Source organism: Citrobacter sp. Cb031 (assembly GCF_030336725.1).
GTDB lineage: Bacteria > Pseudomonadota > Gammaproteobacteria > Enterobacterales > Enterobacteriaceae > Citrobacter > Citrobacter braakii.
Genome location: NZ_JAOWDA010000027.1, coordinates 1 through 22,774 on the forward strand (window position 1 = coordinate 1; position 22,774 = coordinate 22,774).

The 22,774-nt window shown below is 52.9% G+C and carries 20 protein-coding genes and 1 rRNA gene; 3 read left to right on the top strand and 18 right to left on the bottom strand.

Annotated elements, in window-relative coordinates:
* Positions 1–10: 10 nt before the first annotated feature.
* The 5 genes from OGV93_RS12470 to pepQ form a co-directional block, all read right to left on the bottom strand.
* Positions 11–1,552 (bottom strand): 16S ribosomal RNA (locus OGV93_RS12470).
* 351 nt (positions 1,553–1,903) lie between these two features.
* Complete coding sequence (hemG, locus tag OGV93_RS12475) at positions 1,904–2,449, bottom strand: menaquinone-dependent protoporphyrinogen IX dehydrogenase (RefSeq protein WP_016155152.1); 546 nt, start codon at positions 2,447–2,449, stop codon at positions 1,904–1,906.
* A gap of 11 nt (positions 2,450–2,460) precedes the next feature.
* Positions 2,461–3,912 carry a Trk system potassium transporter TrkH gene (gene trkH, locus OGV93_RS12480; RefSeq protein ID WP_003017848.1) on the bottom strand — a complete coding sequence of 484 codons (1,452 nt, stop codon included), beginning with the start codon at positions 3,910–3,912 and terminating at the stop codon, positions 2,461–2,463.
* A 38-nt stretch (positions 3,913–3,950) separates the two neighbouring features.
* Positions 3,951–4,565, bottom strand: coding sequence for an IMPACT family protein (locus tag OGV93_RS12485; RefSeq protein WP_047358737.1), 615 nt, complete (start codon positions 4,563–4,565; stop codon positions 3,951–3,953).
* A complete protein-coding gene (pepQ, locus tag OGV93_RS12490; protein ID WP_287109607.1) occupies positions 4,565–5,896 on the bottom strand; it encodes a Xaa-Pro dipeptidase in 1,332 nt (443 codons plus the stop codon). Before pepQ ends, OGV93_RS12485 begins: the two co-directional genes overlap by 1 nt.
* Positions 5,897–6,085: 189 nt before the next feature.
* Between pepQ and fadB the strand changes: the two genes are divergently transcribed.
* Together fadB and fadA are read left to right on the top strand one after the other, a co-directional pair.
* Positions 6,086–8,275 carry a fatty acid oxidation complex subunit alpha FadB gene (fadB, locus tag OGV93_RS12495; RefSeq protein ID WP_287109608.1) on the top strand — a complete coding sequence of 730 codons (2,190 nt, stop codon included), beginning with the start codon at positions 6,086–6,088 and terminating at the stop codon, positions 8,273–8,275.
* Positions 8,276–8,284: 9 nt separating this feature from the next.
* Positions 8,285–9,448 carry an acetyl-CoA C-acyltransferase FadA gene (fadA, locus tag OGV93_RS12500; protein ID WP_016155148.1) on the top strand — a complete coding sequence of 388 codons (1,164 nt, stop codon included), beginning with the start codon at positions 8,285–8,287 and terminating at the stop codon, positions 9,446–9,448.
* Between the two features lie 176 nt (positions 9,449–9,624).
* Here fadA and OGV93_RS12505 read toward each other — a convergent pair whose 3' ends face one another.
* From OGV93_RS12505 to ubiD, 4 genes are all read right to left on the bottom strand, one after another.
* Positions 9,625–10,605: a LacI family DNA-binding transcriptional regulator gene (locus tag OGV93_RS12505; RefSeq protein WP_047416482.1), complete on the bottom strand. Its 981-nt coding sequence runs from the start codon at positions 10,603–10,605 to the stop codon at positions 9,625–9,627.
* 7 nt (positions 10,606–10,612) lie between these two features.
* Entirely contained in the window at positions 10,613–11,527 is a 915-nt protein-coding gene (locus OGV93_RS12510; RefSeq protein WP_131380414.1) for an ROK family protein, read from the bottom strand.
* A gap of 233 nt (positions 11,528–11,760) precedes the next feature.
* On the bottom strand, positions 11,761–12,462 hold the full coding sequence (fre, locus tag OGV93_RS12515; protein WP_003828903.1) for an NAD(P)H-flavin reductase: 702 nt from the start codon (positions 12,460–12,462) through the stop codon (positions 11,761–11,763).
* Between the two features lie 40 nt (positions 12,463–12,502).
* Positions 12,503–13,996, bottom strand: coding sequence for a 4-hydroxy-3-polyprenylbenzoate decarboxylase (gene ubiD, locus OGV93_RS12520; RefSeq protein WP_016155145.1), 1,494 nt, complete (start codon positions 13,994–13,996; stop codon positions 12,503–12,505).
* 204 nt (positions 13,997–14,200) lie between these two features.
* Here ubiD and rfaH point away from each other — a divergent pair, with 204 nt between their 5' ends.
* Positions 14,201–14,689, top strand: coding sequence for a transcription/translation regulatory transformer protein RfaH (rfaH, locus tag OGV93_RS12525; RefSeq protein ID WP_016155144.1), 489 nt, complete (start codon positions 14,201–14,203; stop codon positions 14,687–14,689).
* A gap of 5 nt (positions 14,690–14,694) precedes the next feature.
* Here rfaH and tatD read toward each other — a convergent pair whose 3' ends face one another.
* The 9 genes from tatD to udp form a co-directional block, all read right to left on the bottom strand.
* Complete coding sequence (gene tatD, locus OGV93_RS12530) at positions 14,695–15,477, bottom strand: 3'-5' ssDNA/RNA exonuclease TatD (RefSeq protein WP_185655127.1); 783 nt, start codon at positions 15,475–15,477, stop codon at positions 14,695–14,697.
* Between the two features lie 41 nt (positions 15,478–15,518).
* Positions 15,519–16,310, bottom strand: a complete 792-nt coding sequence (tatC, locus tag OGV93_RS12535; protein ID WP_016155142.1) for a Sec-independent protein translocase subunit TatC — start codon at positions 16,308–16,310, stop codon at positions 15,519–15,521.
* A 2-nt stretch (positions 16,311–16,312) separates the two neighbouring features.
* Positions 16,313–16,861, bottom strand: coding sequence for a Sec-independent protein translocase protein TatB (gene tatB, locus OGV93_RS12540; RefSeq protein WP_016155141.1), 549 nt, complete (start codon positions 16,859–16,861; stop codon positions 16,313–16,315).
* Between the two features lie 3 nt (positions 16,862–16,864).
* Entirely contained in the window at positions 16,865–17,119 is a 255-nt protein-coding gene (tatA, locus tag OGV93_RS12545; protein ID WP_003017888.1) for a Sec-independent protein translocase subunit TatA, read from the bottom strand.
* A 78-nt stretch (positions 17,120–17,197) separates the two neighbouring features.
* Positions 17,198–18,838, bottom strand: a complete 1,641-nt coding sequence (gene ubiB, locus OGV93_RS12550) for a ubiquinone biosynthesis regulatory protein kinase UbiB (RefSeq protein ID WP_016155140.1) — start codon at positions 18,836–18,838, stop codon at positions 17,198–17,200.
* Positions 18,835–19,440 (bottom strand): ubiquinone biosynthesis protein UbiJ, encoded by a 606-nt coding sequence (gene ubiJ / locus OGV93_RS12555; protein ID WP_016155139.1) that lies wholly within the window; start codon positions 19,438–19,440, stop codon positions 18,835–18,837. Before ubiJ ends, ubiB begins: the two co-directional genes overlap by 4 nt.
* 13 nt (positions 19,441–19,453) lie before the next feature.
* A complete protein-coding gene (gene ubiE / locus OGV93_RS12560; protein ID WP_003017897.1) occupies positions 19,454–20,209 on the bottom strand; it encodes a bifunctional demethylmenaquinone methyltransferase/2-methoxy-6-polyprenyl-1,4-benzoquinol methylase UbiE in 756 nt (251 codons plus the stop codon).
* 94 nt (positions 20,210–20,303) lie between these two features.
* Entirely contained in the window at positions 20,304–21,734 is a 1,431-nt protein-coding gene (gene rmuC, locus OGV93_RS12565) for a DNA recombination protein RmuC (protein WP_131380409.1), read from the bottom strand.
* Positions 21,735–21,874: 140 nt separating this feature from the next.
* A complete protein-coding gene (gene udp / locus OGV93_RS12570) occupies positions 21,875–22,636 on the bottom strand; it encodes a uridine phosphorylase (protein ID WP_006686084.1) in 762 nt (253 codons plus the stop codon).
* Positions 22,637–22,774 lie beyond the last annotated feature (138 nt).

A 22,774-nucleotide genomic window follows, 5' to 3' on the forward strand; every position in this document is an offset into this window, starting at 1 on the left:
TTCTTTAAGGTAAGGAGGTGATCCAACCGCAGGTTCCCCTACGGTTACCTTGTTACGACTTCACCCCAGTCATGAATCACAAAGTGGTAAGCGCCCTCCCGAAGGTTAAGCTACCTACTTCTTTTGCAACCCACTCCCATGGTGTGACGGGCGGTGTGTACAAGGCCCGGGAACGTATTCACCGTGGCATTCTGATCCACGATTACTAGCGATTCCGACTTCATGGAGTCGAGTTGCAGACTCCAATCCGGACTACGACATACTTTATGAGGTCCGCTTGCTCTCGCGAGGTCGCTTCTCTTTGTATATGCCATTGTAGCACGTGTGTAGCCCTACTCGTAAGGGCCATGATGACTTGACGTCATCCCCACCTTCCTCCAGTTTATCACTGGCAGTCTCCTTTGAGTTCCCGGCCGGACCGCTGGCAACAAAGGATAAGGGTTGCGCTCGTTGCGGGACTTAACCCAACATTTCACAACACGAGCTGACGACAGCCATGCAGCACCTGTCTCAGAGTTCCCGAAGGCACCAAAGCATCTCTGCTAAGTTCTCTGGATGTCAAGAGTAGGTAAGGTTCTTCGCGTTGCATCGAATTAAACCACATGCTCCACCGCTTGTGCGGGCCCCCGTCAATTCATTTGAGTTTTAACCTTGCGGCCGTACTCCCCAGGCGGTCGACTTAACGCGTTAGCTCCGGAAGCCACGCCTCAAGGGCACAACCTCCAAGTCGACATCGTTTACGGCGTGGACTACCAGGGTATCTAATCCTGTTTGCTCCCCACGCTTTCGCACCTGAGCGTCAGTCTTTGTCCAGGGGGCCGCCTTCGCCACCGGTATTCCTCCAGATCTCTACGCATTTCACCGCTACACCTGGAATTCTACCCCCCTCTACAAGACTCTAGCCTGCCAGTTTCGGATGCAGTTCCCAGGTTGAGCCCGGGGATTTCACATCCGACTTGACAGACCGCCTGCGTGCGCTTTACGCCCAGTAATTCCGATTAACGCTTGCACCCTCCGTATTACCGCGGCTGCTGGCACGGAGTTAGCCGGTGCTTCTTCTGCGAGTAACGTCAATTGCTGTGGTTATTAACCACAACACCTTCCTCCTCGCTGAAAGTACTTTACAACCCGAAGGCCTTCTTCATACACGCGGCATGGCTGCATCAGGCTTGCGCCCATTGTGCAATATTCCCCACTGCTGCCTCCCGTAGGAGTCTGGACCGTGTCTCAGTTCCAGTGTGGCTGGTCATCCTCTCAGACCAGCTAGGGATCGTCGCCTAGGTGAGCCGTTACCCCACCTACTAGCTAATCCCATCTGGGCACATCCGATGGCAAGAGGCCCGAAGGTCCCCCTCTTTGGTCTTGCGACGTTATGCGGTATTAGCTACCGTTTCCAGTAGTTATCCCCCTCCATCGGGCAGTTTCCCAGACATTACTCACCCGTCCGCCACTCGTCACCCAAGGAGCAAGCTCCTCTGTGCTACCGTTCGACTTGCATGTGTTAGGCCTGCCGCCAGCGTTCAATCTGAGCCATGATCAAACTCTTCAATTTAAGTTTGATGCTCGTGAATTAAACTTCGTAATGAATTACGTGTTCACTCAGAGACTTGGTATTCATTTTTCGTCTTGCGACGTTAAGAATCCGTATCTTCGAGTGCCCACACAGATTGTCTGATAAATTGTTAAAGAGCAGTGCCGCTTCGCTTTTTCTCAGCGGCGCGGGGTGTGCATATTACGCCATCCCGCTACAGAGTCAAGCGTTTATTTTCGCTTTTCTCCGCTGACCCGGCGGTTTGTAATCCGTTGTTCCGTGTCAGTGGAGGCGCATTATAGGGAGTTATTTCAGGCTGACAAGGGGAAATTTAAAATAATCTTCCGAGTGCGTATTTTTTATTCTTTGTGCTTATTTTGACAACGTTTTGTGGGTTAATTGGGCGATTTCCCGCGCGAAATCCGCGACCTGTTCCCAATCGGTATACACCACTTCTTTATTGGTATCAGTTTCACCGCCTGACATCTTCATTATCAGTTGGATCATAACGCGGTCATACCAGCGATAGCGGGGATACAGCAAAGCGCCAGCAATAACCGCACTGCGATCAGGCCGCCACGGCGAACTCATCAGGAACTTACGCGCATAGCTGTTAGTTTGCGGCGTGCGTTTCTCCGGTTTACGGGCAACCAGGTTTACGGAGTAGAAGGCACTCGGCATCGCGTTCAGCCGCGTGGCATGCTTTTTCACAAACTCCTGAAAAGCTGCATGGTAATGACCATAACGAATCGAGGCGCCAATCACCACGCTGTCATAATTTTGCCAGTCAGGCTCCGCGGTACGATGCAAATTAACGACATCCGCCCAAACGCCCAGCTCTTTCAGTTCAGAAGCCAGATACTCGGCGATTTCACGCGTTTGTCCGTCCCGGGAAGAAAAAAGAATCAGTGTTTTCACGTGTTACTCCATTATTCACGCCAGAAAGTAGGGGTAAAGAGCACCAGCAGGGTAAAGACCTCCAGACGACCAAACAGCATATTGGCAATCAGGATCCACTTCGCCACGGGGTTCATACTGGCAAAGTTGTCGGCGACAACCCCCAGCCCTGGCCCCAGGTTATTCAGCGTCGCCACAACAGAGGCAAACGCGGAGAAGTCATCAACACCGGTCGCAATAATCGCCAGCATACTGATAATAAAGACCAGCGCATAGGCAGAGAAGAATCCCCAAACAGCTTCAAGGATTCGCTCCGGCAAAGCACGGTTACCCAGCTTGATACTGTAAACCGCATTCGGGTGGACCAGTCGTTTCAATTCGCGGTTACCCTGCTTAAACAGCAACAGGATTCGAATCACCTTCAAGCCACCGCCCGTCGACCCGGCACAGCCGCCAATAAAAGCAGAACACAGCAACAGCACCGGCAGGAACAACGGCCAGCGGGCAATACTGTCCGTAGTAAATCCGGCGGTCGTCGCCATCGATACCACCTGAAAAAAAGCCTGGTTGATGGTCGTGAGTGCCGAACCGTAGGTATTGTGTATCCACAGCACCAGCGTACAGACAGCCACCAGCGTCAGCTGCACCCCAATGAACATGCGGAATTCTGGATCGCGCCAGTAGACCTTCAGGCTGCGACCGCTGAGTAAAGAGAAGTGCAGACCATAGTTACAACCAGAGATCAGCAAGAAGATAGCAATAATGGTGTTAATCGTGGGACTGTCGAAATACCCCACGCTGGCATCGTGTGTGGAAAAGCCGCCGATGGCTATCGTAGCAAAGCTGTGCCCAATAGCGTCAAACGCGGGCATCCCGGCAAACCATAGCGCCAGCGCACACGCCACCGTCAGTAATACATAGATAAGCCACAGCGTTTTCGCCGTTTCGGCAATACGCGGACGCATTTTGTTATCTTTCAGCGGGCCCGGCATTTCTGCCCGGTAGAGCTGCATCCCACCGACGCCAAGAATAGGCAGAATAGCCACCGCCAGCACGATGATCCCCATCCCGCCGAACCATTGCAGCATCTGTCGATAAAAGAGGATAGCGTGTGGCAATGAATCCAGCCCCACCAGCGTTGTCGCCCCCGTGGTGGTTAATCCGGAGAAGGATTCAAAAAAAGCGTCGGTTATCGTGAGGTTAGGGCTTTCCGCAAAGATGAACGGTAGCGCACCCACGCTACCCAGCACGGTCCAGAACAAAACGACAATCAGAAACCCTTCGCGCGATTTCAGCTCGCCCTTCTCTTTACGGTTTGGCCACCACAGCATGGAACCGATCGCCAGAGCAACGAAGAAAGTTTGGGTAAACGCACGCCCTGCCCCATCGCGGTAGATGAGCGCTACCAGTCCGGGGATAATCATTGTCCCCGAGAATAAGATGACCAGTAGTCCAACGATTCGGGTGATGGCGCGAAAATGCATCTCTGCCGCTTCCTTAGTTCTTTAAAATGAGGTGGGGATTATTCTTCAATCGCTAACAATTGCAATGAACCACGACTAAAATCCGCCAGTTTTGCCGAAAATTCATCCACTTTGGCATAAGGAAGCGCCACCCTGAGCCGAACAAAAGCCTGGTAATCACTGGCAACAACTTTACCGTCAAACTGCCCCAGCAAAGCTTCAATGCCTGCCAGCTGACCGTACTCACACTGCAAAGTATATTCGGTTAATGGCGTCTTGCGCTGCGTCGTTAACTGACGCAACGCCTGATTCACGCCGCCACCGTAGGCTTTCACTAGCCCACCCGTACCCAGAAGGATACCGCCGTAGTAGCGCACCACCACCGCGGTAATCTCACCGATGCCACTCCCCATCAGCTGCGCGAGCATCGGTTTGCCTGCCGTACCAGCCGGTTCGCCATCGTCTGAAAATCCCAGCTGCTGCGAGTCATTGGGCGCGCCCGCCACCCACGCCACACAGTGGTGGCGGGCGTCCGGGTGTTCCATTTTGACTGACTCAACAAACGCTTTCGCCGCGTCTACGCCGTCCGTATGGGCGAGCAGCGTAATGAAGCGGCTTTTTTTGATCTCTTCAACGACGCTTACCGGCGCCGCAGGGATTAACCAACTGTCCATTACGCCAGTTTTAAATCCCGTGTCATGTTTTCGATATTGTTCTCGTGGACCACCACGTTATCTTCAATACGAATACCGCCGAACGGTTTCAGGGCTTCAATTTTCTGCCAGTTGAAGTGTTTGCTGAACTGCCCTTCACGCCACGGCGCCAACAGCGATTCAATGAAGTAGACGCCCGGTTCGATGGTCAGGACCATGCCCGGTTGCAGAACGCGGGTGCAACGCAGGTAAGGATACTTCGACGGCGCGGCCAGATGCGTACCGCTGTCATCCTGCATAAAACCAGCGACATCGTGTACCTGCAGACCCAGCGGGTGACCAATGCCATGCGGCATAAACGGCCCGGTAAGATCGTTTTCCACCATCGCCTCTTCACTCATATCAGTGACGATTTGATGCTTACGCAGCAGCTTCGCGATGCGCTGATGGAACTGAATGTGATAATCCACATAGCTGGTGCCCGCTTTCATAGTGGCAATCAGCGCCAGTTGCTCGTCATTCACATCCTTCACCAGATGCGCATAGTCGTTGTCGCTTTTCGCCGACCACGTACGCGTCAGGTCTGCTGCATAGCCGTTGTATTCCGCACCGGCATCCAGCAGGAAACTGCGGATTTCAGACGGAGCCTGATGATCCAGCCTGGTGTAATGCAGAACCGAAGCATGCTCGTTAAGCGCCACGATGTTGCTGTACGGCACGTCGGTGTCGCGATGACCGGTAGCAGTCAGGTAAGCGAGGTTGATGTCAAACTCGCTCATCCCGGAACGGAACGCTTCTTCCGCGGCACGGTGTCCATTCACCGCCATTTTCTGTGCTTCGCGCATACAGGCCAGTTCGTAATCTGTTTTGTAAGCACGATAATAATGCAGGTAGTCGATAACCCCTTTCGGGTTGATATTGCTGGCCGCGATGTCCAGCTGCAGCGCGCGTTCCGGAACCGGACCGATGTAACCGATATTGCCGCGAGCAGCAGGCAGTTGGCTACCGATACCATCAGCTTTTGGCAGCGCGATGATCTCAATTTCTTCCGTCCAGAAGGAGGTCGGCAGCGGCTCAACGTTGTGCCAGTAATCGACCGGCAGGTAGAACCACAATTTCGGCTTATTCACGCCATCCACCAGCAACCAGCAGTTAGGAACCTGCGTTACAGGCACCCAGGCTTTGAATTGCGGATTGACCTTAAACGGGTAGGGATGATCGTCGAGAAAGACGTTAACAAGTTCTCCTGAGTGAATAAGTAACGCATCCAGCTTGAAGCGCTCCAGCGCGTCGCGCGTCCGTTCTTGTAGGGTAACGATATGATTTTTATAGAGTGCGGCCAGTGATTCCATTTTCTATCCTTCTGTTTTTTTGACCTCAAGTGTCCGCATCTTAGCACATCGGTTTGTGAGTGCGTGATTTCTGCCGAGCGTGATCAAATCGTCATTTCTTTAATCATTCATTTGCATTTTATTAACATAAAACACACACTTCGATTCATCTGGTATGACCAGATCACCTTGCGGATTCAGGAGACTGACATGCTTTACAAAGGCGACACCCTGTACCTCGACTGGCTGGAAGATGGCATCGCCGAACTGGTGTTCGATGCCCCAGGCTCAGTCAATAAACTCGACACGGCCACCGTTGCCAGCCTGGGCCATGCGCTTGACGTGCTGGAAAAACAACCGAATTTAAAAGGGCTGCTGCTGCGTTCTAACAAAGCAGCCTTTATTGTTGGTGCCGACATCACCGAATTCCTTTCACTGTTCCTCGTGCCTGAAGAGCAACTGAGCCAGTGGCTGCATTTTGCCAACAGCGTGTTTAATCGCCTGGAAGATCTGCCTGTTCCGACTCTCTCAGCGGTTAACGGCTATGTGCTGGGCGGCGGCTGTGAGTGTGTCCTGGCGACCGATTATCGTCTGGCTACGCCGGACCTGCGCATCGGCCTGCCGGAAACCAAGCTGGGCATTATGCCAGGCTTTGGCGGCTCCGTGCGTATGCCACGTATGCTGGGTGCGGACAGCGCGCTGGAAATTATTGCTGCGGGTAAAGATGTGGGTGCTGAGCAGGCGCTAAAAATCGGTCTGGTCGATGGCGTAGTGAAGCAAGACAAACTGCTTGATGGCGCGATCGCGGTATTACGTCAGGCGATTAACGGCGACCTCGACTGGAAAGCCAAACGTCAACCGAAGCTGGAGCCGTTGAAACTCAGTAAAATTGAAGCGGCAATGAGCTTTACCATCGCCAAAGGTATGGTGGCGCAGACGGCAGGTAAGCATTATCCCGCACCGATTACCGCGGTAAAAACCATTGAAGCAGCGGCCCGTTTTGGTCGTGAAGAAGCGCTGAATCTGGAAAATAAAAGCTTTGTTCCACTGGCGCACACCAATGAAGCCCGCGCACTGGTTGGAATTTTCCTTAACGATCAATTCGTGAAAGCCAAAGCCAAAAAGCTCACCAAAAATGTTGAAGCGCCAAAGCAAGCGGCAGTGCTGGGCGCAGGCATTATGGGCGGCGGCATCGCTTACCAGTCGGCCTGGAAAGGCGTGCCGGTTGTCATGAAAGATATCAACGACAAATCATTAACGCTGGGCATGACCGAAGCGGCCAAGCTACTGAACAAACAGCTTGAGCGCGGCAAAATTGACGGTCTGAAAATGGCGGGCGTTATTTCCACCATTCATCCCACCCTCGACTATAGCGGTTTCGAACGCGTGGACGTGGTAGTTGAAGCGGTCGTAGAAAACCCAAAAGTGAAAAAAGCGGTACTGGCGGAAACCGAAGATCAGGTTCGCCCGGACACTGTACTGGCTTCGAATACTTCCACCATCCCAATCAACGAACTGGCCAGCGCGCTTAAGCGTCCGGAAAACTTCTGTGGGATGCACTTCTTTAACCCGGTGCACCGTATGCCGCTGGTTGAGATCATTCGCGGCGAGAAAAGCTCGGATGAAACCATCGCTAAGGTTGTCGCCTGGGCAAGCCAGATGGGCAAAACGCCGATTGTGGTTAATGACTGCCCTGGTTTCTTCGTTAACCGCGTGCTGTTCCCCTATTTTGCCGGTTTCAGTCAGTTACTGCGCGACGGGGCGGATTTCCGCAAAGTCGACAAAGTGATGGAAAAACAGTTTGGTTGGCCGATGGGCCCGGCTTATCTGCTGGACGTGGTAGGTATTGATACCGCGCACCACGCGCAGGCGGTGATGTCCGCAGGCTTCCCTCAGCGTATGCAGAAAGATTATCGCGATGCGATAGACGCCCTGTTTGATGCTAACCGTTTCGGGCAGAAAAACGGTCTCGGATTCTGGCGTTATAAAGAAGACAACAAGGGCAAGCCGAAGAAAGAAGAAGATGCCACCGTTGACGATCTGCTGGCAGAGGTCAGCCAGCCGAAACGCGACTTCAGCGATGAAGAGATTATCGCCCGCATGATGATCCCTATGGTCAACGAAGTAGTGCGTTGCCTGGAAGAAGGCATTATCGCCAGCCCGGCAGAAGCCGATATGGCGCTGGTATACGGTCTGGGCTTCCCTCCGTTCCACGGCGGTGCGTTCCGCTGGCTGGATACGCTCGGCAGCGCGAAGTATCTCGATATGGCTCAGCAGTATCAGCACCTTGGTCCGCTGTATGAAGTTCCGGTCGGTCTGCGTGATAAAGCGCGCCATAACGAACCGTATTATCCCCAGGTTGAGCCAGCCCGCCCGGTTGGCAGCCTGAAAACGGCTTAAGGAGTCACAATGGAACAGGTTGTAATTGTTGATGCGATCCGTACCCCGATGGGCCGTTCGAAAGGGGGCGCGTTTCGGAACGTGCGTGCAGAAGATCTCTCTGCACATTTAATGCGTAGCCTGCTGGCGCGTAATCCGGCGCTGGAGCCAACCGCGCTTGATGACATTTACTGGGGCTGTGTGCAACAAACGCTGGAGCAGGGTTTCAATATCGCCCGTAATGCCGCGCTGCTAGCGGAAGTTCCGCACTCCGTTCCGGCCGTCACGGTCAATCGCCTGTGCGGTTCGTCCATGCAGGCGCTGCACGATGCGGCACGCATGATCATGACTGGTGATGCTCAGGCGTGCCTGATTGGCGGCGTTGAGCATATGGGCCATGTGCCAATGAGCCACGGCGTTGATTTCCACCCGGGTATGAGCCGCAACGTGGCGAAAGCCGCAGGGATGATGGGCCTGACCGCGGAAATGCTCTCCCGCATGCACGGCATCAGCCGTGAAATGCAGGACGCTTTCGCCGCACGTTCACACGCTCGCGCCTGGGCTGCAACACAGTCTGGCGCTTTTAAAAACGAAATCATCCCGACCGGCGGTCATGATGCCGACGGCGTGCTGAAGCAGTTTAACTACGATGAGGTTATCCGTCCGGAAACGACCGTTGAAGCGCTCTCCACCCTGCGCCCGGCGTTCGATCCGGTGAACGGAACGGTGACTGCCGGTACCTCTTCTGCGCTCTCCGACGGCGCAGCGGCGATGCTGGTAATGAGCGAAAGCCGCGCCCGTCAACTGGGTCTGACGCCGCGTGCCCGTATTCGTTCGATGGCTGTTGTCGGCTGCGATCCGTCAATCATGGGTTACGGCCCGGTTCCGGCCTCAAAGCTGGCGCTGAAAAAAGCGGGACTCTCCACCAGCGACATCGGCTTGTTTGAGATGAACGAAGCCTTTGCCGCTCAGATCCTGCCGTGTATTAAAGATCTGGGGCTAATGGAGCAGATCGATGAGAAGATCAACCTCAATGGTGGGGCGATCGCCTTGGGTCACCCGCTGGGCTGTTCTGGGGCGCGTATCAGCACCACCCTGCTCAACCTGATGGAACGCAAAGACGTGCAGTTTGGTCTGGCGACGATGTGTATCGGGTTAGGTCAGGGTATCGCAACGGTATTTGAGCGAGTTTAATCAAAGATAAATTCCCAAATAATTCGCGCTGCATCGCGGCAGCCACTAAGCGAATCCCCGGGAGCATAGATAACTATGTGACCGGGGTGAGCGCAGGCAGCCCACAAAGAGGCAGTGTGTATTATGACGGGGAAAGGTTTAGTTGCCGTTCTTCCCGCCTGTCAGGGGCGGGTTTTTTATTTCCCTGAACTACCACGCACCACTAACTGCACCGGCAGCAGCAGATTCTCTTCCTGATTTTCTTCCAGCAGTAAACGCAGCGCTTCACGCCCCAGCTGTTTTTTATCAACCGCAATGGTAGTCAGCGGCGGATGTGACCAGGACGCAGCATCGATATCATCAAATCCCACCAGCGCAAGATCTTCCGGGATACGTATACCCTGCTGCGCACACACCTGCTGAACAACCATCGCTGCCGCGTCGTTATAGGCAAAAATGGCATCGGGCGGCTCTGGCAGTCTGAGTAGCTCATTAACCGCATCCACCAGAGATTGCTCGGTATCCAGCAGCGGCGGCGCAACGACATCGTACTCTGGCGGCATTAGCAAACGGGCTTCATACAATGCCTGACGGTAGCCCTTTTCACGCTGACGGATGCTGTAGTGCGCGAGCGTACTGGCAAGAAAAGCAATGCGGCTGCGGCCTTGTGCAATCAGATGTTGCGTAGCCAGATAGCCGCCCAGAGTATTGTCAGGATTCACGCAAGGCAGTCCTGGCGCCCAGAGATCCACCAGCACCAGCGGCAATTTCATCTGTTGTAGCAGCCCAAGCAACTCAGGTTCAAAAAATCCCGCGCAGATCAGCGCATCAGGCTGGTGCAGCATCACCTGCTCACTCACTGCATCGCCTGGACCTATAGAGAGAAAGCTTAGCGCAACCCCCTTTTCGCGACACAGATCTTCTATCCCCAGCAGCAGTTGAGAGTAAAACGGTAAAGCCCGGCTGATATTGTGCTGACGATGCAGTAAAAACAGGACACGTTTGATTTTGTCTGCGCGCAGGCGTGAAAAATCATAACCCTGCTGCTGCGCCACTGAAATAATGCGCTGTCGGGTCTCTTCCCGCAGCCCCGGTTGCCCTTTTAGCGCGCGGGAAACAGCGCCAACCGAGACGCCACAAGCGTCGGCAATGTCTCTGATACGTACAGGTTTCGTCATTTCACTCTCATGGATTTACTGTGGCTTGTTGTGCCCCCAGCCAGGCTGCGCCGCGTACGCCGCTGCTGTCGCCGTGGCGGGCCTGAACGATCGGTGTGCGGCACTGTTTACCAAACACGTACTGCGCCACTCGCGCCTGTAAGCCTGAGTACAGTAAATCGATATTGGATACCCCGCCCCCCAGCACGATAACATCGGGATCGAGCATATTTACCACACTCGCCAACGCGCGAGCCAGTTGATCGCAATAGCGTTCCCATAACAAACAGGCGTCTGCATCACCCGATGCTACCCGTTGCATAATTTGTGGCACACCCATATGTTGCGCGGTGTGATTCATATACTGGCGCTCCAGGCCACTACCCGAAATAAAGCTCTCAATACAGTTCAACTGTCCGCAATAGCATGTCACTTCAGCCCCGTCCTGAGATCCGTGGTAGCGCGGCAATGCATTATGCCCCCACTCTCCGGCACAGGCGTTAGGGCCGGAGATCAACCGGTTCTCAATGCACAGACCACCGCCGCATCCGGTGCCGAGGATCACGCCAAATACCACGCTATGCCCACGCCCACTACCGTCTATCGCTTCTGACAGGGTAAAGCAGTTGGCATCATTGGTAACGGGCACTGGCATTCCTAATGCACGCTCGAGATCTTGCGCAAAGGCCTGCTGATTCAGCACCAGAATGTTGGAATTCTTAATCAAACCTTCGCTATCCACCGCACCTGGCACCCCGACGCCAACCGATAAAGGCTGATTAATGGCCTGCATAGCCCTGGCTATCATCTCCGTCACGGCCTGGAAAAAATCACCGTAACGCTGCTTTGGTGTCGCACATCGTTCGCGGTAAACAATTTCACCCGCGTTATCAATCACCACCGCTTCGATTTTAGTCCCGCCGATATCCAGTCCGAGCCTCATGGTTTTTCCTCGTTTGCATCTCACAATGTGATGCGGTTTAGCTTGCCTATTTTGTTTACTAAACACATGGAGAGCTGTCACAAAAACTCAATTTATGTTTGAGTGACGGACATATTATGTTTACTAAAAAATAATTATGATGAGAAAGAGAGGCAATGACGCCGGGCCTGCGCCCTGCTAGTTGGAAGACAGATGATTGATGGATGCGCCGGAAGGGCTCCGGCGCACAGCGCTTAAATGAACGCGAAAGCGTCGCCAAACAGGCGATCTTCACGCGCACTGCGTTCATTACAGAACAGATCGCGCGCGATTTTGGCCATTTCAAAACGACCGGCAATGTAGATATCGTGCTCAGCCAGGGTACCGTAATCCTGCAATACCGCCGTTAACACGGTTCCCGTACGACCACGCCAGCCGTCTTCTGGCTGTTCCACCACTGGCTCAACGCGCAGATTCGGGTGATTAACAGACAACGCTTCCAGTTCGGAGAGATCGTAGAGATGCTTCTCTTCGCGCCCACCCCAGTAAATGGTGATATCGCGGTTTGGATTACGCGCCAGCGCAGTAAGCAGAATGGAACGCACGTAAGAGAACCCTGTACCACCGGCAATCAGGATCAGCGGGCGCTCGTCTTCATCACGCAGCCAGGCTTCGCCATGCGGAATGTCGACCTTGATTTCCCGGTCTTTCAGAATTCGGTCCATCACAGCCATGGCATAAAGATTTAGCTCAGAGGCGCCAACGTGCAGCTCAATGAATCCTTGCTCGTCCGGCGTGGATGCCATGGAGAACGGACGCTTATCCCTTTCGTCCATCACGACCATTAAATACTGGCCAGCACGAAAGGAAAACGCCGCGTCTGGCACTAAACGAACGCGATATACGGTATCAGTGATAGCTTCTACCGAGGTCACTTTACAGCTTAAGGTTGTCATGCGCTCTCTCTGTCGGATCAATAGGCAAAACGATCGCGCCTCAGGCGCTTTTGCCGTCATTAAAGATGGCCAGTTCATCCCAAATTGCGTCAATACGCGCAGTTACTTCAGGATCTTTTTTAATCGGGCGTCCCCATTCGCGTTGGGTTTCGCCCGGCCATTTATTTGTGGCATCCAGCCCCATTTTTGAACCCAGGCCGGAAACCGGCGAGGCAAAGTCCAGGTAATCAATTGGCGTATTCTCTACCAGTACCGTGTCCCGAGCCGGGTCCATACGGGTAGTAATTGCCCAAATCACATCATTCCAGTCGCGTGCATTGACATCATCATCGCAGACAATAACAAATTTGGTGTACATAAACTGGCGCAAAAACGACCAAACACCCATCATGACGCGTTTGGCATGACCAGCGTACTGTTTTTTCATCGTCACCACGGCCAGACGATATGAACAGCCTTCCGGAGGCAGGTAAAAATCGACAATTTCCGGGAACTGCTTTTGCAGAATAGGAACGAAAACTTCGTTCAGCGCCACGCCAAGCACCGCGGGCTCATCAGGCGGACGTCCGGTATAAGTAGAGTGATAGATCGCCTCTTCACGCTGGGTAATGTGCGTGACGGTAAAGACCGGAAAGCTATCTACTTCGTTGTAGTAGCCGGTATGATCGCCATACGGTCCTTCCGGGGCCAGCTCACCCGGTTCGATATACCCTTCCAGCACGATTTCAGCACTGGCGGGCACTTCCAGATCGTTGGAAATACATTTGACCACTTCGGTCTTGGTGCCACGTAACAGCCCGGCAAATGCGTACTCGGATAATGTATCAGGGACGGGCGTCACGGCCCCCAGAATGGTCGCAGGATCTGCCCCCAACGCCACCGAAACAGGGAAGCGTTCGCCAGGATGCGCCGCACACCACTCCTGGTAATCGAGCGCGCCGCCGCGGTGGGACAACCAGCGCATAATAAGCTTGTTTTTGCCAATCAGCTGCTGGCGATAAATGCCCAGATTCTGCCGCTCTTTATGCGGACCACGCGTTACGGTTAGCCCCCAGGTAATCAGCGGTGCGGCATCTTCCGGCCAACAGGTCATAATCGGAATACGGTTTAAATCGACGTCATCACCGGAGTAGATTTTTTGCTGACAAGGCGCACCGCGCAACCGCTTAGTCGGCATGTTCAGCACCTGCTTAAACTGCGGCAGCTTATCAAACAGATCGCGGAATCCTTTCGGTGGCTCCGGCTCTTTCAAAAACGCCAACAGTTTACCGACTTCCCGTAGTGCCGAGACATCTTCCTGCCCCATCCCCATCGCAACACGCTTCGGTGTGCCAAACAGGTTACACAGCACCGGCATGGAATAGCCTTTAGGATTCTCAAACAGTAACGCAGGCCCGCCAGCACGCAGAGTGCGATCGGCAATTTCAGTAATTTCCAGGTGGGGATCCACCTCAAGCGAAATGCGTTTGAGCTCGCCCTGCTGTTCAAGCAGCGTCAGGAAGTCGCGTAAATCGTGATATTTCATGGCGTCCATTGTGGCCTCTTCGTAAGCGCTTCATTATACGGCGTTCATCATTGTGATGCTGTATTTTTGTTAAATTAGCGTGAACTCTGGCGATACATATAAGCCCTGGGAGTATATACCCGTTGGGTTTCAGCCTGCTTTGAGGCGGGTATAATTAACTTAACTCATGGCTTTTGCTATGCTAGCGCTCAGAACAAGCGAATAAGAGTTATTATGCAATCCTGGTATTTACTGTACTGCAAACGTGGGCAACTTCAGCGAGCCCAGGAACACCTGGAAAGACAGGCGGTGAACTGCCTGACGCCTATGATCACCCTGGAAAAAATGGTGCGCGGTAAACGTACCACAGTCTGTGAACCACTATTCCCTAATTACATGTTTGTCGAGTTCGACCCGGAAGTGATCCACACCACCACGATCAACGCCACGCGTGGTGTCAGCCATTTCGTTCGTTTTGGAGCGACGCCTGCGACCGTCCCATCCCCCGTAATTCACCAGCTTTCTATCTACAAGCCTGAAGGTATTGTTGACCCGCAAACCCCTCAGCCAGGGGACAGCGTGATTATTACTGAAGGGGCGTTTGAGGGACTGAAAGCGATCTTCACCGAACCGGATGGCGAAGCGCGTTCCATGCTACTACTTAACCTCTTGAATAAAGAGATTAAGCAGAGCGTGAAAAATACCGGTTTTCGAAAAATATAAGCCGTTTAGAAGGTCACTTCGAACAGCGTTCTGACGTTGGCATCAATGGTTGCTGACAGCCATTGAGGATCTTCCCCACGCCAGTGAGCAATTCGCTCAAGAATATGCGGCAGGTGCGCCGGTTCATTGCGACGTGACGTCGGTTTAGGCGTTAAGTCGCGAGGGAGTAGATAAGGTGCATCGGTTTCTATCAGCAGTCTTTCCACCGGAATAAACGGCAGCAGCTCCCGCAGTTCCATCCCCCGGCGTTCATCACAGACCCACCCGGTGATACCGATATAAAGCCCTCGGTCCACACAGTCCTGCATCTCCTGGCGCGAACCGGTGAAACAGTGCAGCACCGCGCCTGGGAGGCTGTCCAGCCACGGCTCCAGCAACGTCAGAAAACGCTCATGCGCATCCCGACAATGCATGAAAATCGGCATCTGCAGTTCAGCAGCAATGCGCAGTTGCGCTTCAAAAGCACGTTCCTGCTCCTGCGGCGTGGAGAAATTGCGATTGAAATCCAGGCCGCACTCACCAATAGCGACTACCTTCGACTGGTTTGCCAGCGTGATAATCTCGTCTTCCGTTGAGGATTGCCATTGGCTGCTGTCATGCGGGTGCACGCCAGCCGTGGACCAGCACTGCGGATAATGCTGCGCCAGCTTTAACGCCTGCTGGCTTTCGTGAAGGTTTGTTCCGGTCAGAAGCATACCGTTTACGCCCGCAGCAAAGGCGCGCGCCACGACCTCATCCCGGTCTTTCGCAAATTGTGAACTGGTTAAATTAACGCCAATATCAAACATGCTTCCTCCCATATGACAACCGCCCTGACGGGCGGTTGAATTTATTCTTCAGTTTTCTCGGTGGCTTCGGCTTCTTTTGCTTCTTCAGCCTCGTTGTCCTCATCCCGCGTACGTCGCTTACCGACATAGAAACGAGAGAAGAAAACACCCACCTCGAACAGGCAGTACATCGGTATCGCCAACAACGTTTGCGAGAAGACATCTGGCGGAGTCAGTAGCATCCCGACGACAAAGGCACCCACCACAACATAAGGACGCTTTTTGCGTAAATCATCTGGCGTCGTAATGCCCATCCAGCATAGCAGCACGATGGCGACAGGCACCTCAAAAGAGACACCGAAAGCCATAAATAGCGCCATTACAAAGCTGAGATAGCTGGCAATGTCCGTTGATACCTGCACGCCTTGCGGAGCCGTGTTGGCCAGAAAACCAAACGCTAACGGGAAGACAACAAAATAGGCGAATGCCATGCCGATGTAGAACAACAACGAACTGGAGACCAGCAGCGGAACAACCAGACGGCGTTCATGTTTATACAACGCTGGCGCAATAAATGCCCACACCTGGTAGAGGATCACTGGCGCTGACAGGATCAGCGATACCATGAAGGTCAACTTGATTGGGGTAAAGAACGGCGAAGCCACATCGGTGGCGATCATCGTTGCACCCTGCGGCATCTGTTTAATCAACGGCGCCGCGACCATATGGTAAATGTCGTTGGCAAAGTAAACCAACGCCAGAAAGATCACGATTACCGCAATGATGCAGTTCAGGAGTCGCTTACGCAGCTCAATAAGATGCGTGATGAGCGGTTGGGTATCTTCTACAGCCATGTTTACGGTTTATCACTCGACGAGGGGGAGGATTCGGCAACAGGTGCGACAGCTTTCTTTTCTGCATCCATTAACGTAGCGGAAGTGTTTTCCGTTGGCTCTGGCGTTTTAGCACCCGTGGATTCCGGTTTTTGCTCCGGCGAACTGGCCTGGTTTTCAGCGGCAGCAGGGGTGACCCCTTCTCGCTGCGCTTCAGCTTCTTTCACCACCGGATTATGGATAGTGTGCGCTTCATCGCTCTCTTTCTCAGGATCGTGCACACTGTAAGAACGCTTCATCGACTCTGCCGCTTCACGCAGCTCATCCATTGAGGCTTTCAACTCCGGGGTCAGATTTGTCAGGCTCGCTTTCTCTACTTTCTTCAGGCTGTCCTGAAACTCCTGAAGCTTAAGCTCCTGGGTCAGTTCATTCTGAACAGTAGTTGCCAGGGAACGCAAAGCACGAACCCAGCCAGCAACCGTTTTTACCGCTACAGGTAAACGTTGCGGCCCCAGGACGATGAGGCCGATCACGAACACCAATAACAGTTCGCTAAAACCGATATCAAACACGGATTATACCTGCTCTTTATCTTGGCTTTTGGCGTCTTCTTTTTTCACTTCGCCCTGCTTATCGGTAATGGATTTAGCAGTAAAATCAGCGTCCTGGCTGGTTTTATCTTGCTTTGGCTCATCATCACCCATTGCTTTTTTGAAGCCTTTAATCGACGCGCCAAGATCGGAACCGATGGAGCCGAGTTTCTTGGTGCCAAATAGCAGTACAACGATGACGGCAATGATCAACAACTGCCAAATACTGATACCACCCATACATGTTCCTCTGTCATAGATGATGAATTAATAAGGCCGTAGTATACGTTACACGACCTGCCTAGGGCGATGAAAAATTCAGCGCATTTTGCGCCAGCCGATCAACCAGGCTAAGACACCGCCGGCCATTAACCAGCCCGGCATAAGCCCCCACTCAGGACGGCTTACCAGCAGGAATGTTCCACTGAGCAACAATGTTGCACCAATGCCCAATAAATAACGGGATTGTCCCTGACGTACATGATTCGCGTGAAGCTCGCGGGCAATCTTATCAACACTGTGCTGTAAATATTTGCCCTGGCGCAAACTGTCATACACCAGTTCAGGTATTTCTGGCATTTTTTCGACCCAGAACGGTGCTTTTTCTTTAAATGCCCTAACAAGCGCCGGAATACCGACCTGATCTTTGATCCAGGATTCGAGGAAAGGCTTGGCCGTTTTCCACAAATCTAACTGCGGGTAGAGCTGTCGTCCGACACCTTCAACGTACAGCAGAGTCTTCTGTAGCAATACCAGTTGAGGCTGAACTTCCATATTGAATCGGCGCGCTGTGTTGAACAGATTTAACAGCACATGGCCAAAGGAAATCTCCGCCAGCGGTTTTTCGAAAATCGGCTCGCACACGGTACGAATGGCAAATTCAAACTCTTCTACGTTGGTATCCGGCGGAACCCAGCCAGAATCCACATGCAGTTCAGCAACTTTACGGTAGTCGCGGTTAAAGAACGCGATGAAGTTTTCAGCCAGATAACGCTTATCTTCTTTGTTTAAAGAACCCACAATCCCACAATCAATACCAATGTATTTCGGGTTTTCAGGATGCTCATAACTCACGAAAATGTTCCCAGGGTGCATATCCGCATGGAAAAAGCTGTCGCGGAATACCTGAGTAAAGAAGACCTGAACACCCCGTTCAGCCAGCAGCTTCATATTGGTGCCGTTCTTCTCAAGCGAGGTGACATCTGAAACGGGAATACCGTAAATGCGCTCCATCACCATCATGTTCTGACTGCAATAGTCAGAGTACACTTCCGGGATGTACAGCATTGGGCTGTCTTCAAAATTACGTCGCAGCTGAATCGCGTTCGCCGACTCGCGCAGCAGATTCAGCTCATCAATCAACGTTTTTTCATATTCACGGACCACTTCTGTTGGTCGCAGGCGGCGGCCGTCTGGCATCAGGCGAGGTACCCAGCGAGCAAGGCGGTAGATTAGTTTTAAATCCGCTTTGATTACCGGCAGTATGTCCGGGCGGATAACTTTGATCACCACCTCTTTCCCATTCGATTTCAGTCGCGCGGTGTGAACCTGAGCAATAGACGCAGATGCCAGCGGCGTGATCTCAAAATCATCAAACCATTCCTCGACGGGCAGCCCACCCATCGCCTCTTCGATTTGTTCTTTCGCTCTTTGCCCATCGAATGGGGCTACCCGATCCTGCAATAGCGCTAGCTGATCGGCGATGTGCGGAGGGAAAAGATCACGACGGGTAGAGAGCATTTGCCCGAACTTGATCCACACCGGGCCGAGCTCCTGTAAAGCCAGTCTCAGCCGTTCTCCCAGCGGTTTGTCTTTATGTCGGTTGGGCATCCAGAACAGCGTGTAACGCCACAGCCGGAGCGGCAGCGTGATACGCATTTTGGGGATGAGTTCATCAAGACCGTAGCTTAAAAAAGTGCGAATGATGAAATAAAGGCGCCGTACTTCACCTGGCGTCATTTGGCCTCCAGTTTTTCCAGCCGTTTGGCCAGAGATTCGACCGCACGCTCAACGGCTGCCGTTTCTTCTGCAAACCATGCAACCTCAAGCGGACCTGGAGCCATACGCCACTCTTCGGTGATCGCTTCGGCAACATAGCGCTGCTGGCGTTGAATGTTGTGGCACAGGAACTTCGCTCCACCACGCAAAACTTTGCTGACCCCTTCCGCGACGATATCGCCGGTATAAGGTGCTAACAGTTCTGCGGGATCAAACTCCGCCAGATCGGCCAACGCGACAAAATTCTGTACCACCTGGATATCGCCCTGAACCTCCAGCTCACCACTGCGGATAAGCGTGGTGAGTTGCTGCCGGTCGCGTAATTTCGGTAACACGCTGGCATGTGTGATTACGGTGCAATCGGCTTCGCCTTCCCATGCCCCCAGCACATCGACCTGGCGCTCACTAAACACCAGCACTAACGGTGTTGAAAATCCTTTTAGCTCAACACGCAGCACTTTGCCCTGTAAACGCGTTCTGGCTGACTTGAGCGCAGGAGAACGATACAGAAAGGTGTTAAGCAAATTTTCAACGCCGGCGGTCACTAAGGGTTTTAAAGGCATCCCCAATCTCCTGTCAGAACTTGTAACCACGATGCAGCGCAACGACACCTGCCGTCAGGTTGTAGTAATCAACGCTTTCGAACCCGGCATCTTGCATCATTGCTTTTAAGGTGTCCTGATCGGGATGCATGCGGATGGACTCCGCCAAATAGCGATAACTGTCTGCATCGCTTGCCACCATAGAACCAATGCGCGGCAAAACGTGGAAAGAGTATGCGTCGTAGGCTTTACTCAGCGGTTCGATAATCGGCTTGGAGAACTCCAGCACCAGTAGACGTCCGCCCGGCTTCAACACGCGATACATAGATCGTAATGCTTTATCTTTATCCGTTACGTTGCGCAGACCGAAAGAGATGGTGATGCAGTCAAACGTGTTGTCTGGGAAAGGTAATGCTTCCGCATTCGCCTGAACGTACTCAACGTTACCCACGACGCCGATATTACGCAGCTTTTCGCGACCCATTTTGAGCATTGAGTCGTTGATATCCGCCAGCACAACTTTGCCAGTTTCGCCTACCATGCGAGAGAATTTCGCCGTCAGATCGCCCGTACCGCCCGCTAAATCGAGAACGGTTTGCCCGCGACGCACGCCACTGCAGTCAATGGTGAAGCGCTTCCACAAACGATGAATGCCAAATGACATTAAGTCATTCATAACGTCATATTTAGACGCCACAGAATGAAAAACGTGGGCCACCATGTCAGCTTTCTGCTCTTTAGCGACGGTCTGAAAGCCAAAGTGCGTCGTTTCTTGTGAATTATCCACCATCTCAGTGCCTGCTCATCCAAAAAATGTTCAAGAAGTGTAACAGATTGGGCCAATTTGCCCTACCCTTCTGCCCGGTTCAACTACCCCAAACGGACTAGTTTGATTGCTGGTTTACCGCTTCATCATCAGGGTAAGCTTCATCCTGCTGCGTCTCAGGGACCGAACGCAAGCGGTACTCTTCATCCTGCGTAGTGGCTTCTTCAGCCAGTTCAGGATTAATCTCGCGCTTAATTTCCACGCCTAAACTGCGAAACGCTTCTGCCTGTGACAGGACGTTTCCACGGCCTGAAGAGAGTTTTTTCATCGCCTGTCGGTAGTTATCCTGAGCTTTATCCAGGCTTTGGCCAATTGCCGACATATCATCCACAAACAACCGCATCTTGTCATAAAGTTTGCTGGCCCGATCGGCAATCTGTTGCGCATTACGACTCTGATGCTCGTAGCGCCACAAGTTGGCAATCGTGCGCAATGCCACCAACAACGTGGTAGGGCTAACCAGCATAATGTTATTTTTAAGGGCTTCGGTAATCAGTTCAGGCTGTCTATCGAGCGCCAGTAAAAAAGCAGGCTCAACGGGGATAAACATCAGCACATAGTCAAGTGTGCGCAGCCCAGGAAGCTGCTGATAGTCTTTGCGCCCCAGCAGACGGATATGGTTTCGTACCGAGGCGATGTGCTCCTGCAACGCGCTCTCGCGGGTGTATTCATCTTCAGCATTAAAATAGCGTTCATAGGCGACCAGCGTCATTTTCGCGTCGATCACCACATCTTTGCCCTGCGGTAACCGGACGATGACATCTGGCTGCATCCGCGAACGGGCGTCGTTCTCAATGCTGACCTGGGTTTCGTATTCATAGCCTTCGCGCAGACCGGAAGCCTCAAGCACCCGCGTGAGTACGACCTCGCCCCAGTTGCCCTGCGTTTTGTTATCGCCTTTTAATGCCCGCGTCAGGTTTACCGCTTCCTGCGCCATCTGCGCGTTCAGTTGCTGCAGATTACGAATTTCGTGCGCCAGAGTATGGCGTTCTTGCGCCTCTTTACCAAAGCTATCCTGTACCTGGCGTCGAAAACCGTCCAGTTGTTCGCGAAGCGGTGTAAGCAGACTGTTCAGGCTTTGGCGATTTTGCTCGTCTACACGACGGTTGCTGTGCTCGAAAATACGGTTCGCCAGATTTTCAAACTGTTCGCTCAGACGCTGTTCGCTGTTGATCATCTGGCGGATTTTATCTTCCGCATGCTGCTGCGTCGCTTCCAGTCGGGTAGTGACTTCTCGAAGATCGGCTTCCAGAGAGGTGTTGATGCTGTGCAGGCTGCGCAATTCGTTATTGAGTAGTTCGCACTCATCGCGCCAGTGGGCTTCCTGTGAGAGCTGCTGGCGGGCGGCGCTTAGCGCAATATCCAGTTCGCGTCGTTCTTCGATGAGGTCAGCACGGATCCGATCGGCGTGCGCTTTTGTTGCCAGCCATCCCACCAGCAGCCCTGCGGCTAACGCCAGCACGGCACTCATCATAATTGAAATATCCACAACGCCCCCTTACAGCAACGACTTACCCGCACAAAATAGAATTGTGCTGTATAAACGTCCAGTTTAAAAGGAATTTCCTGCGAGGCACTACGCAAAATAAAAAGGCCGAACGCGTCGGCCTTTTTGAATAGACGGGAGAATTACAGTAAACGACGCGCAGCTTCCACCACGATTTTCACCGCGTGGCTTTCTGTTTGTTTCATCGTTTCCGCATTAGGGATCTCTTGCTGAGTACGGTTCACAATAACACCCGCGACCATACCGGCACGCAGACCCTGGCTTGCGCACATGGTGAGCAGCGTAGCAGATTCCATTTCGTAGTTCATGACGCCCATAGACTGCCACTCTTCCATTGAGCCTTTGAAACGGCTCACTACGCGACCAGAGAAGGTGTCATAACGCTCCTGGCCCGGATAGAAGGTATCAGAAGACGCGGTAACGCCTACGTGGGTGGTGGCGCCGATAGATTTCGCCGCTTCCACCAGCGCGGTGGTGCACTCGAAGTCCGCGACGGCCGGGAATTCCATTGGCGCGAAGTGCAGGCTTGCACCGTCCAGACGGACAGATGCTGTGGTGACCAGTACATCACCTACGTTGATATGTGGCTGGATGGCGCCAGTCGTACCGATACGCAGGAAGGTACGAATGCCCAGCTGTGCCAGTTCTTCTACGGCAATAGAGGTTGACGGACCGCCGATACCGGTAGAGCAAACGATCACGGCTTTACCATCCAGCTCAGCACGCCAGGTAGTGAACTCGCGATGAGATGCCAGCTTAACCGGCTTATCCATCAGCGCGGCGATCTTTTCCACACGCTCCGGGTCGCCAGGGACGATAGCGAGCTGAGCCCCTTGTAAATCGTTCTTAGTGAGGCCGAGATGAAAAACATCAGACTTAGACATAAAAACTCCTCTGTGAATCGGTTTTGTCAGAAGAAGCAAAAACACACTTTACCGAAGGCATGAACATATTTTCGTGACAGTCATCACTATGATGTAAATCAATTGCATTCCATTACCATAAAATAGTGACTTGAATCA

Coding starts and splice junctions, on each gene's coding strand:
- trkH (WP_003017848.1), bottom strand. CDS start 3,912: ATGCATTTTCGCGCCATCACCCGAATCGTTGGACTACTGGTCATCTTA.
- OGV93_RS12485 (WP_047358737.1), bottom strand. CDS start 4,565: ATGGACAGTTGGTTAATCCCTGCGGCGCCGGTAAGCGTCGTTGAAGAG.
- pepQ (WP_287109607.1), bottom strand. CDS start 5,896: ATGGAATCACTGGCCGCACTCTATAAAAATCATATCGTTACCCTACAA.
- fadB (WP_287109608.1), top strand. CDS start 6,086: ATGCTTTACAAAGGCGACACCCTGTACCTCGACTGGCTGGAAGATGGC.
- fadA (WP_016155148.1), top strand. CDS start 8,285: ATGGAACAGGTTGTAATTGTTGATGCGATCCGTACCCCGATGGGCCGT.
- OGV93_RS12505 (WP_047416482.1), bottom strand. CDS start 10,605: ATGACGAAACCTGTACGTATCAGAGACATTGCCGACGCTTGTGGCGTC.
- OGV93_RS12510 (WP_131380414.1), bottom strand. CDS start 11,527: ATGAGGCTCGGACTGGATATCGGCGGGACTAAAATCGAAGCGGTGGTG.
- fre (WP_003828903.1), bottom strand. CDS start 12,462: ATGACAACCTTAAGCTGTAAAGTGACCTCGGTAGAAGCTATCACTGAT.
- ubiD (WP_016155145.1), bottom strand. CDS start 13,996: ATGGACGCCATGAAATATCACGATTTACGCGACTTCCTGACGCTGCTT.
- rfaH (WP_016155144.1), top strand. CDS start 14,201: ATGCAATCCTGGTATTTACTGTACTGCAAACGTGGGCAACTTCAGCGA.
- tatD (WP_185655127.1), bottom strand. CDS start 15,477: ATGTTTGATATTGGCGTTAATTTAACCAGTTCACAATTTGCGAAAGAC.
- tatC (WP_016155142.1), bottom strand. CDS start 16,310: ATGGCTGTAGAAGATACCCAACCGCTCATCACGCATCTTATTGAGCTG.
- tatA (WP_003017888.1), bottom strand. CDS start 17,119: ATGGGTGGTATCAGTATTTGGCAGTTGTTGATCATTGCCGTCATCGTT.
- ubiB (WP_016155140.1), bottom strand. CDS start 18,838: ATGACGCCAGGTGAAGTACGGCGCCTTTATTTCATCATTCGCACTTTT.
- ubiJ (WP_016155139.1), bottom strand. CDS start 19,440: ATGCCTTTAAAACCCTTAGTGACCGCCGGCGTTGAAAATTTGCTTAAC.
- ubiE (WP_003017897.1), bottom strand. CDS start 20,209: ATGGTGGATAATTCACAAGAAACGACGCACTTTGGCTTTCAGACCGTC.
- udp (WP_006686084.1), bottom strand. CDS start 22,636: ATGTCTAAGTCTGATGTTTTTCATCTCGGCCTCACTAAGAACGATTTA.